The following is a 13,402-nucleotide window of genomic DNA, read 5'->3' on the forward strand; positions in this document are numbered from 1 at the left end:
AAAAAACCTCTTCTCATTCTTAACCAAAGCGACCAGAAACGTAATCTTCAGTCCGTTTGTCTTTCGGATTGGTGAAAATATCTACCGTATCTCCAAATTCGCAAATTTCACCATTGAGGAAAAATGCTGTTTTATCAGAAATCCTTGACGCCTGTTGCATATTGTGGGTCACAATGATAATCGTGTAATCCTTCTTCAATTCTTGTACCAAATCTTCAATTTTAAGTGTTGAAATGGGGTCAAGTGCAGATGTCGGTTCATCCATCAAGAGAATATCAGGTTCGACAGCAAGGGCACGCGCGATGCAAACCCTTTGTTGCTGACCACCTGAGAGAGATAAGGCACTTTTGTTCAGCTTATCTTTAACATCCTCCCAAATGGCTGCCCCTCTAAGGCTCTTTTCTACTAAAACATCAAGTTGTTTCTTATCCGTAATCCCATGTGTTCGTGGACCGTAAGCCACATTATCATAGATAGACATGGCAAAGGGATTTGGCTGTTGAAAGACCATGCCAACACGTTTACGAAGCTGATTAAGATTCATGGATTTTCCATAAATATCTTGGTCATCAAGCACGATATCACCATCAATGCGACAACCGGGAACTAAATCATTCATACGGTTTAGCGTTTTTAAAAAGGTTGATTTACCGCAACCAGATGGACCGATACAGGCTGTGATTTGTCCCTGTGGTAAATCGATGGAAATGTCTTTTAAGGCTTGAAAATCGCCATAATACAGATCAAGGTGTTTGACGGAAAAAGTTCCCATATTAAGCGCCTCCTTTTACAAATCGACGAGATAAAAAACTAGAAATCATATTGATAATCAATACAGTAATAATGAGGACAACGCCTGTTGCGTAGGCTTCCTTGACGTGTAATCCTTCACTGGACAACATATACATGTGAAGAGCAAGTGAACGTCCAGAAGACATAAGGCTAGTCGGTGTGTTTGTTGACGTCCCTAAGGTATACATAAGGGCAGCTGTTTCTCCGACGATACGTCCGATAGCAAGGATGACCCCAGATAAAATCCCAGGCATAGCAACTGGTAGGACAATTTTAAAAATAGTTCTAAGTTTACCTGCCCCTAAGCCAAAACTCGCCTGTCGCATACTATCATTCACGGATAAGAGCGCTTCTTCTGTTGCACGGATAATAACTGGTAAAACCATAATGACCGAGGTTAAAATCCCTGATAAAAGGGAGTATTGAAAACCAAGGAATATGACAAAGAAGAGCATTCCAAAGAGACCAAAGACAATTGAAGGAATACCAGATAGAGTATCAGAAGCAATTCGAATCAATTTTACCCACTTAGAATCCTTAGGAGCGTATTCGACAAGATAGAAGCCTGCAAAAACACCGATTGGAAGAGCAAGCAATAAAGATGCAAATACTAAAATGACAGTTGATATAATAGCAGGCATGAGAGAAACGTTCTCACTAGTATAGGTAGGATTAAAAAGACTTGGTGTTAAATGTGGTAAACCATTGATCAAGATAAAACCAATGACAACAAATAGTGAGCCAAATGTTATCAAGGTAAACAGATAGACCATAGCTTTTAACAGACGATCAGTCATGATTAGATTTTCCTTTCAGATAAGCAAAGCAAGCATTGATTATCAAGATAAAGATAAAAAGTACGGCTGAGGTAGCAATCAAGGCTTGGCGATGTTGACCAGAAGCATAAGCCATTTCTAAAACGATATTAGTAGTCATGGTCCTAGTGCCTGAGAATAAGCCTGTCGGAATAATAGGCTGATTACCTGCTACAAGGATGACTGCCATAGTCTCTCCAATCGCTCGCCCAATTCCCAAAATGATAGCAGATAACATACCAGATTTTGCTGCTGGTAAAACGACTTTAAAAACACTGCGTTCATGACTTGCACCTAGGGCAAGACTACCAGAATAATAAGTTTTAGGAACTGTTCTAATAGCTGCTTCTGATAAGCTGATGATAGTTGGTAAAATCATAATACCTAATAACAACGAAGCTGTCAGAACGCCCATACCATTTCCGCCCCAAGTCCTAATCCAAGGCACTAAGAGTTGCAAACCAAAGAAACCATAAACAATAGACGGGATAGCTGCCATGAGATTAACCGAGGATTTGAGAAAACGATACAAGGGCTTGGGACAATAATAGACCATGAAAACAGACGTAAAGATTCCTGTTGGAACGCCCATAACAATCGCTCCAAAAGTAATCACAATGGAGCCAACAATCATTGGTAAAATACCAAAGCTAGCAGGACTGTTAGAAGGTGACCAGTCACTGCCAAATAAAAATTTTCCTACTCCATAATCTACAATAAAGGGAATACCGTTTCGGAAAATGAAGTAACAAATTAAGAGGATTGCTAAAATAGCTGTCGCTGCACTAGCAAAGAAGAGGCCTTTGAAAAAAGATTCTTTGAGGTGTTGTTTCACAGGCTTTCCTTTCTAAATGGTTAAACCAAAAGACGCATAACATTCGCGTTTCTTTTGCTTAACTTTACTTAATGATAACTATCCCTAGTATCAAGAACATGCATTCACAAAAGGAGAGTCTTCAGACTAGTTCTGAACTTAGATTCAGATGAAAACGTTATCTGTGAATAGATCTTCTAAAGCTAAGGAAATGCCAAGCAGCCCTGTCAAAGGCTGATTGGCTGGTGGTGTTGTTTAACTACTTTTGATGATTATTCTAATAGCAACACCTTTATAGGTTATTTATTTTCTACTTCTGACCATTCTGTTATTTTGCCAGTATAAATATCTTTGATTTGTGACATGTCAACATCGTTCACTTTATTTTCCTTGTTGACAACGAGGGCAATACCATCTAGAGCAATAGCATCATGCTGCATATCTTTGCTTTCTTCTGGAGTTAGTTCACGAGAGACCATACCGATATCAGCTGTTTTCTCTTGTGCTGCTGTGATACCTGCAGATGAGCCATTAGCTGTGATATCAATCGTTACATCTGGGTTTTCCTTTTTATAAGCTTCAACTAGTTTCTCTATTAATGGTGCTACAGATGTTGACCCGACAAGAGATAATTTCCCCGATTTTCCACCACCGCTATATGGTGTTGTCTCTGTTTTAGCTTCGATAAATTTGTTATCCGTTACAACTTTTTGCCCTTCTTCAGAATGAATATAAGAAATAAAGTCTTTTCCTAGTTCAGACAGATCATCTGACCAAACAATATTGAAAGGACGTTGAAGTTTGTATTCACCATCTAATACTGTTTCACTACTTGCTTCTACCCCCTCAACATCCAAAGCCTTAACATTATCATTTAAAGAGCCAAGGGAAATATAACCAATAGCTGCAGGATTCCCAGAAACAGTTGAAAGGACTCCCTCGGTATTGTTTTGGATAATCGCTTTTTTGCTCGTGTTATCCACTTCTTTACCGTCTTTTTCCTCTAAAACTCCTGTAATTTCCGTAAAAGCACCACGCGTTCCTGAACCATCTTCGCGAGAGACAACTTCGATGGCACCACCTGCTGATGAACCTGAACCAGCATTGTTATTGCCACAGGCTACAAGGGCAAATCCTGCCAAGCTAAGTCCTGCTAGAGTCATCATTTTTTTCATTTTCATCCGTAAACTCACTTTCTCTTTTAACAATCATTTGAAGAGACAGTCCTGTTATTTTTTGATGTTCCTCTTGTTTACATTTTTAGTATATAAGGCAAATGTAAAGAAATATTAGGGATTATTGTAAAGATTGTGTAAAGATTGAACATTTCCTTTTACAATAATATCGCCATCAAAAAAAAGACCACGATCGGTGATCTTTTTCTGATATGACACGTCATCTTCCCATACCAATCGTAATTGGTAAGCTTAGGGTAAAGGTTGATCCTTGTCCCACTTGACTGTTAACACTAATTTTTCCTCCAAGAGCTTCTGATAATTCTTTAACGATTGACAGTCCAAGACCTGTTCCACCAGTCTGGCGGCTTCGTCCTTTATTAACCCTGTAAAACCGCTCAAAAATTCGTTCGAGTTGGTAAGGACCAATACCAATTCCTGTATCAGCAACTGAAATTTCAAGTGACTTATCTTTTTCTAGTAAAGAAATCCTTATCTGACCACCTTGGTCAGTATAGCGAATGGCATTGGTTAGAAGATTGATAATGATTTGCGAGAGCATGTAGTGGTCTGTCTCATAAATTAATTTGTCTGGTAATTCTAGTTGAAAATCAAGACCTTTTTCAGCCATCTTAGGGCTCAATCCTTGTGTCACTTCTTTCAAGAAAGCAACTAAATCAAAAGAAGACAGTTGAGGCTTGCTTTGGTTGAGCTTAGAAAGGGTCAACATATGATTAACAATATGTTCTAGACGATTACTTTCTTTTTGGATGATAGAAAGAAACTCCTGGCGCACAGCCTCATCTTCATCAATTGGCATTTCTATTAATGTCTCAGCGAAACCTTTGATGGAAGTAACGGGTGTCCGTAATTCATGCGAAGCATTAGCTACAAAATCCATATTTTGCTGCTCATACAGTCGAATCGGTGTCAGGTCATAGAGAAAGACCATTACATCATGAAAATGCCCTTGATGATTTCTGATAGGAACAACAGTAACTTCTAGGATCAAATCTGTATCGCTCAATCCGACAAGTTCTTTTTTGATAACTTGTCCCTCTTCAAAAACACGATTAACCAAGACAGTAATGTCCGAGCGTCTCAAATCAGCTAGGGTTTTAAAAGATTTAGGGTCTAATCTAGGAAAGAAATTGCCCAATGACCGACTTTGCAACTCAATGCGTTTTGTTGGACTGACTACAAAAATCCCCATGGAAATGTGCTCTAAAAAAGCCTTGAAACTCAGGTCCTTATCTTGACTATCCTGGTCACTGAGCACTAAGTCTTTTTCTAAATTTTTCAAGCGCTTAGCTAGCCGTCTGAGGTCATCTGTTTCTTCTGTAAATGTAAAGAGTCGCCTTGAGCCTTCGCTGACTTGACTAACCTTATCAAAGAGCCTGTACCATTGCCAGATATGATAAAATTCCCAAACGAGACAAAGGGAAGTCAAGATGATTAAAGTATTCAAGAAAAGAGCCTGCTCTTCAATAACAGGACTAAGTAGGATTGAAAGGATTAACAAGAACAAGAATAAAAAACTCTTCTTAAGTCGCGTCTGCATCACTTGTCTCCTTCAAACTTGTAGCCGTAACCTCTGACTGTTTTGATAATGGCAGGTGCCTTGGGATTATCCTCGATTTTTTCACGTAACTTACCGATATGCACATCCACTAAACGGGTCTCCTGCCCAAAATCATAGCCCCAAATTCGCTCCAACAGGCGTTCTCTGGTCAGCGTCATACGAGGATGCTTCAAAAGATAAACCAAGAGTTCAAACTCTTTAGGCGTCAAGCTAATCTCTCGATCTGCCTTGTAAATCTGATGACGCTCCAAATAGACCGTTAAGTCTGCAACTTGAAATTTCGTATCAGACTGGTCTTCTTCTTGGAGCAATTCTGACAGTTGATTTTTCTCAGTCCGACGCAGGATTGCCTTGATCCTAGCCAGAAGTTCCCGCGGACTAAAGGGCTTGGTCATGTAGTCATCCGCCCCTAATTCCAGAGCTAAAACCTTATCAAATTCCTCTCCCTTAGCTGACAGCATGAGGATAGGGGTTTCGATACCGGCTTTTCGCAGTCTTTTACAAACTTCAACACCATCAAGTTGTGGCAACATGATATCTAAAACAATAAAATCAAAGGGCTGACCTTGTCCCAATTCTAGGGCAGACCGACCATCTTCGACAGTCGTTACCTCAAAACCTTCCTTAGCTAAATGGTAGGAAACCAAAGTGAGAATATGTGGCTCATCATCCACGATTAAAACACGCTTTTGCATACTGCCTCCTTTTGTTCATTATAACATAGAGACCATTTAAGAAAAGGAAAAAGAGCAAGAGGTCATTTCAAAATTCTGAAATGCTTACTCTTGCTCATTAAGGTGTTTAAACTGTGAAAAATTCCAAGCCTAGCTCTTAATCATATTCATGATAGTCATGGGGGTTTTGCCCTTCAACACGACCTGCTTCACCCTTGTCTAGGGCAAAAATAGCTGCCATGTCTTCGTCGCTGAGTTCAAAATCAAAAATAGCTGCATTCTCACGTTGATGGGCTGACTGGGATGCTTTAACAACATTAATAACGCCACGCTGGTAGTTCCAACGTAAAATGACCTGCGTCGTTGATTTGCCATATTTTTTAGCTAAGGTTTCCAAAGCTCCATCTTCCTTGACATTACTAATGTGGCGTCCTGTCGGACTCCAAGCTTCGGAGTGAATCCCTAATGCTTGATGGTAGGCATGAAGGTCTTCATTATTAAAGTAGGGTGACATTTCAATCTGATTAACAGCTGGCACGACACCTGTTGCTTCAATGATTTTATCCAAATGTTCTTTTTCAAAATTCGAAACCCCGATAGTCTTAACCAAACCAAGTTTTTGTGCGTCAACAAGCGCTTGCCAAGCCTCAACATAAAGACCATCCTTAGGATTGGGCCAATGAATGATATACTCATCCAGATAAGTCAGTCCAAGGCGAGCCAACTGCTCTTGAATACTCATCAGAGCATCATCATATTGATGAAACATACCTGGTAATTTAGATGTTATCACGAATTCAGAACGGGGAATCCCTGATTCACGAATAGCTTGACCAACAATCCCTTCGTTGTGATAATTGGTCGAAGTATCAATGGAACGATAGCCATTGTTGATAGCTTCCATCATTGCCAGTTTACCGACTTGCCCTTTGATATTTACAGTGCCAAACTTGATAACAGGCACTTCTCGTCCATCTCTAAGAGTTATTCTTGGAATTTGTGTCATGACATTTCTCCTTTTGATAATGATACCTCTAGTATAACAAATAAAAACTATATTTTTAAACTAAAAAATATATAGTTTAAAAATATTGCAATAACTGGTATAGGAAGGCTTTATCATATAAAATGATATTAAGAATCTGTATTCGTGAAAAAAAGCTTCTTAAATAGTCTATGATTTGGGACGTCATTGAGACAGGATGTTCTCGGAAAACTATTGTATTTCTCCAAAAATCTAACAATGAACTGGCTAAGATCAGGACTGAAAGTAAGCATTTACTTGTCAATAAAAAATCCAAGTGTAACCTTTTTAAATCTCATTCGTTATATTAGTGAAAGAAGGAGGTGAGAACCATCAAGCTTGACGCTTATGAAGCAGAAATTGTCGGATTTGCTAATGAAATCGTCTTTTATTTAACAAAATCTGGTGTAGCTATAGAAGATGCTAAAGATGTCACCCAAGACGTTTTAGTGCAGATGCTAGAAAGTGATCTTATATTACCACATGAGAAAGTCAGAGCTTGGATGTATCGAGTAGCTGTCAGAAAATATATCGATCGCTTTCGACGTCATCAGAATTATCTAGATATCTTACAAAAAGAATTTTTTAAAACCGAAAATGTCATCGAGAAAAATCCCAGCGATTTTAATCCCCTGTATGAGGCTATGATAACCTTACCTGAACAATATCGTATCATTATCGACCTTTTTTATTTTCAAGATTTTTCTATTAAAGAAATTTGCCATATCTTATCTCTCTCCGAGAGCAAGGTTAAAGTAACCCTCATGCGAGGCCGTCGAAAACTAAAACAACAATTAGAAATGGAAGGATATTATTATGAAGACTTCAATGGACTTTGAAACAATTGCTAAAAAGAGCAAGCGCAAACAACTTTGGAAAACGGTTAGTCTCAGTATTATCGGAGCCTTAGCACTAGGTGTCGTGATTGCAAAAGGGATGACTGAATTGACCAGTTACCACGGCAATCGTGTTAAAGATGACTATCTCCTTCGTTCCCAAATCGCCTATCCAAATGTGCAATATAAAAGTTGGTATTTTAACCCAACCTCCACAACTACTGGAAACTTCACCTCTGATCGTTTTAAAAATATTAATGGTATTACCGTCCCTTATGAGACTTACGAGGCCAACTATTCTATGTGGCGTAATGGTGATACAACTGAAGCAGACTGGATTTTTCAAGAATCAGATGGCAGTCCTGCTTATACCATGAAAGAAAATTACAAATCCCCAATGTTTTATAACACTAACTTTAGGAGTGAGGGTAAAAACCATAAGGTTGCTAAAGAAATAGATATAGCTAAGGACATGCAAGGGCAGGCAATTGAGGTGGCTATCACCTTTGATAAGCCCTATACGTATAAAGAATTAGCTCAGAAACTTCCTAAAAACCTCATGCTTAACTGGCTCTGGATCGGAACGTCTAGCAATTTTGACGTTTCTACTTTGCCGCCTTCCGATCAACTTGGTCTATTTGCCAATAATTCCTTATCGCAAGAAGATCTAAACTTCTTTAGCACTAACTTAAACAAGGCAATCAAAGATGGTATGTTTGCGAAAACTTACGGTACAACAACTGAAGGTAAGTCTTCTTATCATTTCAATCTAGAAACAGATGCTAAAGATTATCTCAAAAATAATCAAGATATCGATAAAGCCACTTTTAGTGGCGCTATTTTAACAGGTCGCGCTGAAAATTTTGCCCAACTAGCTTCTGAAGATTGGATTTTTGCCAGCAGCATTGGACAATCGGTCACAATCCAACCCTACCACCAACTAAGCAAATAAAGTTGATTTTTTAAAGAAAGTAAATTCAAAGGATTACAAATGCTAGCCAAAACTTCAATTGCTGGAAGATAAATACCATGACATGAAACGACTCATTGAATCTCTATCCACTAGTCTAAAAGCATTTGAAGACCACTACTCTGACTATCTTATCCTGAGACATTTCTATGGTAGTTAAGAATGGTACCAAGCCATTGAGCAGCGAGATAAAGTTCATCTAAAAGCTGACATTTTTATGTGAAGATTTGCTCTATAATCTTATCGTAGAACACAATCAATTAATTGAACGGTTCTTCGATTTGACAGCTAAGATGTATAAACATCTGTAAGGTCATTAATTCCAAAAAAAATGACACATCAGCAAACCTAAAAACGAAATATTTCTCAACCTAAACTTGATTAAATCACTATTTTGGAGACATAATGTTTTAGGTATTCTAACACTTCAATCCAAATAACATCTTCCTTTATGTCTTCTGAAGTAGCTTACGGTTGAGTTTTTGTCTTATTGTCTATCAAGAATTGACTAATGTCTGGATTTATTCTATGATAACGGTAAGATAGAAAAGGAGGTTCATTATGGCTAAAAAGGTTTTGTACTTTTCCGTTGCGGTTGCTATTGTTTGTCTGGTGTTGATGTTTCTATATGCTTGGTTAAACCCCGGTGATTTTCCCTTTGGACCGGTATTCGGTTTAGGCCTAACACTTCCTATCATGTTGGTCTCCATTGTGATTATCATCATTCAAAACATCCGAAAAGCTTCGAAAAATAACTAAAAATTCAAAAGCTATCAACCGCCAGCTCAAATTGGCGGTTTTCTTGTTTTTATCTCTGAAAAAGCTGACTTAAAGCCAAAATAAAACATACTAGCTCCCTCACCAATGAGTGAGAGAGCTAATATTTTTTTGTACTTAACGCTCTTTAAAGTAATCTCTAACAATGGGAGCTACTTCTTCTCCATACAGACGAATAGCTTCTAGCACATCTTCATGTGGCATAGAGCCAATCGGCAAATGAAGCATAAAACGGTCAAGTTCAAGCGCTTCAATTAAACCAATGATTTTTGCTACCACATGTTCTGGATCCCCCACAAACATCGCTCCGTCAGGACCGACTTGTTGCAGATAGCTCTCATAGGTCATTGATGACCAGTGAGGTCGATCTTTACCGATATTATCTGTTTCTGTTTTAGTTGGATAATAATAGTTATCAATGGCTGATTGGTTATCTTTTTCAAGCCATCCCCAGGAGTGCGCAGCAACTTTCATCTGGCTTAAATCATGCCCATGTCGACTGCCAATTTCGCGGTAAATAGCTGCTAGCTGACCAAAGGCTTTAGGATTGCCACCAATTGTCGCATAAGCGATTGGCAAACCTTTTTCTGCAATTTTAACGGTAGAATCAAGATTCCCACCTGTTGCTACCCAAACGGGAAAATCTTCTTGTGTTGCACGGGGATATACTGGTTTTTCATCAACAGACTGGGTATGTTTACCTGACCAGGTCAAGTTGGTATTGTCACGAATCTGAAGAAGCATATCTAGTTTTTCATCAAATAACTCATCGTAATCACGCAAATCATAACCAAACAAAGGGAACGACTCAATAAAGGAACCACGCCCCGCCATAATCTCCGCCCGGCCATTTGAGATAGCATCAATGGTCGCAAACTGTTGATAGACACGGACAGGGTCATTCGATGATAAAATTGTCACTGCACTTGACAAGCGAATTTGCTTAGTATTGACAGCACCTGCTGCTAAAACAATCTCTGGTGCAGAAACTGCAAAATCTTCACGGTGATGTTCCCCAATAGCATAGACGTCCAAACCTACTTTATCAGCCATTTCTATTTCTTCGACAAGATTGCGAATACGCTGACTATGACTTAACAGTTCTCCTGTTTTTTCCAATGGTGTTGTCTCTCCGAAAGTTGTGATGCCTAGTTCAATGGTCATTCAGTTTACCTCTATTTTTGATTTTAGCATTATTTTATTACTAATTAGTTATATTATCAAGAAAAAAGATTGATTAAACCCAATCTCAATCTAATATGCTCGTTTAGCTCAACCATAACCTGCGTCTAAAGTTCCTAACCGATCTTAGCTAGACAGACCTGTCAGCAGACAAACCATTCCTTTTATTGCTAACTGAAAGAACTCAATCAGGCAATAAGACTTTTTTTGAATCCAATCATTTCAAAAGTAGACTATTTCACTCCGAACTTGGAAAGAAAGCATTAAAGAATAAGCATTTTTCCGATTGTTACTAGAAGCTCGCATGATACCTAATTTTTCCAGATCAGAAAGAATTACTTTCTAGACCGTTTTTTCAATTCTCATACTATTAACTAACCATAGCAACAAAAGCGCTAGGTAGCAGACCAAGCACGGCAAAACAACGACTACTCCCCTTCTTGATAATCGTCATCACGGTCGTAATCAAATTTAAGAGGAACATTCATGAGACTTCTGATCACTCCAAAATTGATAAACAACAGTACATAATGGCTTAGAAAATAAATACTGAAGGACCATTCTGGTGATATCAATGCATAGACGATCGTCAAAATGATTAGAGCTATAAATGCCCACTTACTCTGAGTCAAATAATGACCAAACATGATAACTTCTTCTTTTAATGCTAGTTTTTCACCTCGAGTTGGCAGGCAAACCAAAAAAATAATCATATTCAAAAAGAGCATGATAAATTCCATAAACAGGATTCGCCAAAGACTTTGTTCAAAACAGTAACCCAAAACCAAAGTAATCAAACTGTTAATAGCTATAGCACATAACACTTCTTTTGTCCGATGTGACATTTTTTCTTCCTTTATAGACTGCGACTTCATACCAGAGATGAGGGTGATATTACAGTGGACCCGCTAATGACTGGGCTAGCATTAGTAGGGGAGCTAGTTGCCCACGTTTAAGGCTGGGATATTTACTCAACCATACCCCAAAATCAACAACCGACTTGGGTGCCTCATAGCGATGACCCATTAAATAAATAGACAGAGATTGACTTAATTGCGCCGCAATAGTTATTACCTCACGCTCCGATTTGGCCTCTTCTAATGTCGCGCTATATTTTGCGAATAATGAGTGTAAATCACTAGTCTTCTTCACCTGACAATCACTCAAGACTGTCATCAACTCAGTTTTTAATTCCGATTTTAATTTGCTAACCATTATTCCCTTACCTTTAAATCATATTGTATTCTTTTTGAAACGTTTTTTCCGAAACCACCCGATGATTACTGACATCAAGATAATCTCCTGGATAAGCCAGGACATACATCCCATAGCCACCAAATCCACCTGCCATTGTTCCAACAGCGCCAGTTTTAGCATTTTCAAGGGCAGAAGGTTGTAAGGCAGCCATTAGAATTCTCACATGGTCATCAACCCAGACTATAATATTTTTATCAAATGCTTCTTGAACCCAGTCTGGATAAGGTGCAATACGATTAACTTGCCAAACCACAACAGGTTCATTGCGATATAAAACTGTCATCTGAAACCTCCCAATTATTTACCAAGTCCCCACATACCAATACTCATAAATCCTCTAGCAAGATTGGACTTTTTTCACCATCATAAGCTATTTCTCGATAACATGTCGCCACATTTAGAGACAATTTCCCCCCGTTTTTCAGACCTTTCACGGATAACTAGCGCAATGATTCTGCAAGCTTCATCATACTACGACTGTCATCTGAACCTTGCTCTAAATCAGTCTTAAAGGCCACTAAACTATCTCTTTCATCTTGACTGACTGTTGGGTCTAAAATGAGATGATAAGCTTTTGTTAACAATCGTTCTCGGTTATTTATCATTACTAAATCCCCTAAATACAAGTCGTCTCAATAAGTATATCATCTATCGATAGCCTTGTTCCAATAAAATCCTGAACGGTCGGTTATCAGTCCCAAACGATACCCCTAAGGCACCCTATCACAGCGCTGTCTAAATGACAGCAAAATCGTCTCACAAAAAAGATTGGATCATTACGTTACATTACCTGTTCAGCTGATTAGATGTCTGGTTGTTTCCCTTTCATACGTCAAGTCTCCTATTAGAAACCGTAGCGAATGTGCGATAAATCTCGGATTTTCTTAAGTGCTTCTGTCTGACTATCTGTTAACGAAATCTGATTATCCTTTAGCACCTTAGAAACCGCAAGATTGAAACGACTTAAGATAAACGGCGTTGATGACTTCCCAAGCTTAAGTTCTTCTTTAAAATGCATCAGTACTTGTTCTAGTGGCTTCTTAGTTGAATCATCTTTCAAATCAATTAGTAACTCTTCAATAAGAAGTGAAGCATCCACTTTTCGCTCTTTTCCACCTGAAAACCATTTTAATTTTCCCATGATAGCATCCTCCAAATGTGAGATATAACAAGTGTACCATATCTTTAACCAAACCAATCCTATAAATCCTAAACAGTCGGTTTAATGTTGTGAATGGTATTTTTTTACCATTTAAGACGTTTCGATGACTGTTTAGGAAATAATATAAATAATGCTACAAAACATACTATAATTTTATTATCACAAATAAGGAGATTTTTTTATGAAAAAACAAACTAATAAACATTTAAAAGCAATTGATAATTTTCCAACTTTAACATCTCAAGAACTTGAACATATCGAGGGTGGGGCAAATTGGTTCTTAACCCTAATTGATAAATTGAAAGCTAATAAAAATATTCTTCCTTAATTTTTTACAAAAAA

Annotated in this window: 17 protein-coding genes; 4 read left to right on the forward strand and 13 right to left on the reverse strand. The window is 38.2% G+C overall.

All coding sequences use genetic code 11. The features are described from left to right. Positions 1 to 19: 19 nt before the first annotated feature. The 7 genes from pstB to C0J00_RS07095 all read right to left on the reverse strand — a co-directional run bounded on the left by pstB (position 20) and on the right by C0J00_RS07095 (position 6,858). Positions 20 to 772 (reverse strand): phosphate ABC transporter ATP-binding protein PstB, encoded by a 753-nt coding sequence (gene pstB / locus C0J00_RS07065; protein WP_104968214.1) that lies wholly within the window; start codon positions 770 to 772, stop codon positions 20 to 22. 1 nt (position 773) lies between these two features. Continuing rightward, the gene (gene pstA / locus C0J00_RS07070) at positions 774 to 1,589 is read right to left on the reverse strand and encodes a phosphate ABC transporter permease PstA (protein ID WP_104968215.1); all 816 of its coding nucleotides are present in this window, start codon (positions 1,587 to 1,589) and stop codon (positions 774 to 776) included. Further along, positions 1,582 to 2,442, reverse strand: a complete 861-nt coding sequence (gene pstC, locus C0J00_RS07075) for a phosphate ABC transporter permease subunit PstC (RefSeq protein ID WP_104968216.1) — start codon at positions 2,440 to 2,442, stop codon at positions 1,582 to 1,584. The genes pstA and pstC overlap by 8 nt, the downstream gene beginning before the upstream one ends. A 278-nt stretch (positions 2,443 to 2,720) precedes the next feature. Then, a complete protein-coding gene (locus C0J00_RS07080) occupies positions 2,721 to 3,602 on the reverse strand; it encodes a substrate-binding domain-containing protein (protein WP_104968217.1) in 882 nt (293 codons plus the stop codon). 214 nt (positions 3,603 to 3,816) lie between these two features. Further along, the gene (gene pnpS / locus C0J00_RS07085; RefSeq protein WP_104968218.1) at positions 3,817 to 5,157 is read right to left on the reverse strand and encodes a two-component system histidine kinase PnpS; all 1,341 of its coding nucleotides are present in this window, start codon (positions 5,155 to 5,157) and stop codon (positions 3,817 to 3,819) included. Next, positions 5,157 to 5,873: a response regulator transcription factor gene (locus C0J00_RS07090; protein WP_104968219.1), complete on the reverse strand. Its 717-nt coding sequence runs from the start codon at positions 5,871 to 5,873 to the stop codon at positions 5,157 to 5,159. Before C0J00_RS07090 ends, pnpS begins: the two co-directional genes overlap by 1 nt. Positions 5,874 to 6,009: 136 nt before the next feature. Then, positions 6,010 to 6,858: an aldo/keto reductase gene (locus tag C0J00_RS07095; RefSeq protein ID WP_104968220.1), complete on the reverse strand. Its 849-nt coding sequence runs from the start codon at positions 6,856 to 6,858 to the stop codon at positions 6,010 to 6,012. 341 nt (positions 6,859 to 7,199) lie between these two features. Between C0J00_RS07095 and C0J00_RS07100 the strand changes: the two genes are divergently transcribed. From C0J00_RS07100 to C0J00_RS07110, 3 genes are all read left to right on the forward strand, one after another. Next, positions 7,200 to 7,715, forward strand: a complete 516-nt coding sequence (locus tag C0J00_RS07100) for an RNA polymerase sigma factor (RefSeq protein WP_104968221.1) — start codon at positions 7,200 to 7,202, stop codon at positions 7,713 to 7,715. Then, positions 7,693 to 8,664, forward strand: coding sequence for an anti sigma factor C-terminal domain-containing protein (locus tag C0J00_RS07105; protein ID WP_104968222.1), 972 nt, complete (start codon positions 7,693 to 7,695; stop codon positions 8,662 to 8,664). Before C0J00_RS07100 ends, C0J00_RS07105 begins: the two co-directional genes overlap by 23 nt. A 579-nt stretch (positions 8,665 to 9,243) precedes the next feature. Then, complete coding sequence (locus C0J00_RS07110; RefSeq protein ID WP_104968223.1) at positions 9,244 to 9,441, forward strand: hypothetical protein; 198 nt, start codon at positions 9,244 to 9,246, stop codon at positions 9,439 to 9,441. Between the two features lie 135 nt (positions 9,442 to 9,576). Here the strand turns inward: C0J00_RS07110 and C0J00_RS07115 are convergent, their stop codons facing one another. The 6 genes from C0J00_RS07115 to C0J00_RS07140 form a co-directional block, all read right to left on the reverse strand. After that, positions 9,577 to 10,623 (reverse strand): LLM class flavin-dependent oxidoreductase, encoded by a 1,047-nt coding sequence (locus C0J00_RS07115; RefSeq protein WP_104968224.1) that lies wholly within the window; start codon positions 10,621 to 10,623, stop codon positions 9,577 to 9,579. 446 nt (positions 10,624 to 11,069) lie between these two features. Then, positions 11,070 to 11,486, reverse strand: coding sequence for a hypothetical protein (locus tag C0J00_RS07120; RefSeq protein ID WP_104968225.1), 417 nt, complete (start codon positions 11,484 to 11,486; stop codon positions 11,070 to 11,072). Between the two features lie 49 nt (positions 11,487 to 11,535). After that, a complete protein-coding gene (locus C0J00_RS10645) occupies positions 11,536 to 11,856 on the reverse strand; it encodes a bacteriocin immunity protein (RefSeq protein ID WP_104968226.1) in 321 nt (106 codons plus the stop codon). Between the two features lie 13 nt (positions 11,857 to 11,869). Continuing rightward, on the reverse strand, positions 11,870 to 12,181 hold the full coding sequence (locus C0J00_RS07130; RefSeq protein WP_104968227.1) for a role in replication: 312 nt from the start codon (positions 12,179 to 12,181) through the stop codon (positions 11,870 to 11,872). A gap of 157 nt (positions 12,182 to 12,338) precedes the next feature. After that, on the reverse strand, positions 12,339 to 12,503 hold the full coding sequence (locus C0J00_RS07135) for a bacteriocin immunity protein (protein ID WP_104968228.1): 165 nt from the start codon (positions 12,501 to 12,503) through the stop codon (positions 12,339 to 12,341). 239 nt (positions 12,504 to 12,742) lie between these two features. After that, positions 12,743 to 13,039 carry a bacteriocin immunity protein gene (locus C0J00_RS07140; protein WP_104968229.1) on the reverse strand — a complete coding sequence of 99 codons (297 nt, stop codon included), beginning with the start codon at positions 13,037 to 13,039 and terminating at the stop codon, positions 12,743 to 12,745. Between the two features lie 202 nt (positions 13,040 to 13,241). Between C0J00_RS07140 and C0J00_RS07145 the strand changes: the two genes are divergently transcribed. Beyond that, the gene (locus C0J00_RS07145; protein ID WP_104968230.1) at positions 13,242 to 13,388 is read left to right on the forward strand and encodes a bacteriocin class II family protein; all 147 of its coding nucleotides are present in this window, start codon (positions 13,242 to 13,244) and stop codon (positions 13,386 to 13,388) included. Positions 13,389 to 13,402 lie beyond the last annotated feature (14 nt).

Source organism: Streptococcus pluranimalium, assembly GCF_002953735.1.
Taxonomy (GTDB): Bacteria; Bacillota; Bacilli; order Lactobacillales; family Streptococcaceae; genus Streptococcus; species Streptococcus pluranimalium.

Excerpts from the sequence above, each read along its gene's own strand:
- C0J00_RS07145 (WP_104968230.1), top strand. The coding sequence starts at position 13,242 with ATGAAAAAACAAACTAATAAACATTTAAAAGCAATTGATAATTTTCCA.
- C0J00_RS07105 (WP_104968222.1), top strand. The coding sequence starts at position 7,693 with ATGAAGACTTCAATGGACTTTGAAACAATTGCTAAAAAGAGCAAGCGC.
- pnpS (WP_104968218.1), bottom strand. The coding sequence starts at position 5,157 with ATGCAGACGCGACTTAAGAAGAGTTTTTTATTCTTGTTCTTGTTAATC.
- C0J00_RS10645 (WP_104968226.1), bottom strand. The coding sequence starts at position 11,856 with ATGGTTAGCAAATTAAAATCGGAATTAAAAACTGAGTTGATGACAGTC.
- pstA (WP_104968215.1), bottom strand. The coding sequence starts at position 1,589 with ATGACTGATCGTCTGTTAAAAGCTATGGTCTATCTGTTTACCTTGATA.
- C0J00_RS07090 (WP_104968219.1), bottom strand. The coding sequence starts at position 5,873 with ATGCAAAAGCGTGTTTTAATCGTGGATGATGAGCCACATATTCTCACT.
- pstB (WP_104968214.1), bottom strand. The coding sequence starts at position 772 with ATGGGAACTTTTTCCGTCAAACACCTTGATCTGTATTATGGCGATTTT.
- C0J00_RS07140 (WP_104968229.1), bottom strand. The coding sequence starts at position 13,039 with ATGGGAAAATTAAAATGGTTTTCAGGTGGAAAAGAGCGAAAAGTGGAT.
- C0J00_RS07110 (WP_104968223.1), top strand. The coding sequence starts at position 9,244 with ATGGCTAAAAAGGTTTTGTACTTTTCCGTTGCGGTTGCTATTGTTTGT.
- C0J00_RS07095 (WP_104968220.1), bottom strand. The coding sequence starts at position 6,858 with ATGACACAAATTCCAAGAATAACTCTTAGAGATGGACGAGAAGTGCCT.
- C0J00_RS07115 (WP_104968224.1), bottom strand. The coding sequence starts at position 10,623 with ATGACCATTGAACTAGGCATCACAACTTTCGGAGAGACAACACCATTG.
- C0J00_RS07130 (WP_104968227.1), bottom strand. The coding sequence starts at position 12,181 with ATGACAGTTTTATATCGCAATGAACCTGTTGTGGTTTGGCAAGTTAAT.
- C0J00_RS07120 (WP_104968225.1), bottom strand. The coding sequence starts at position 11,486 with ATGTCACATCGGACAAAAGAAGTGTTATGTGCTATAGCTATTAACAGT.
- C0J00_RS07135 (WP_104968228.1), bottom strand. The coding sequence starts at position 12,503 with ATGATAAATAACCGAGAACGATTGTTAACAAAAGCTTATCATCTCATT.
- C0J00_RS07080 (WP_104968217.1), bottom strand. The coding sequence starts at position 3,602 with ATGAAAATGAAAAAAATGATGACTCTAGCAGGACTTAGCTTGGCAGGA.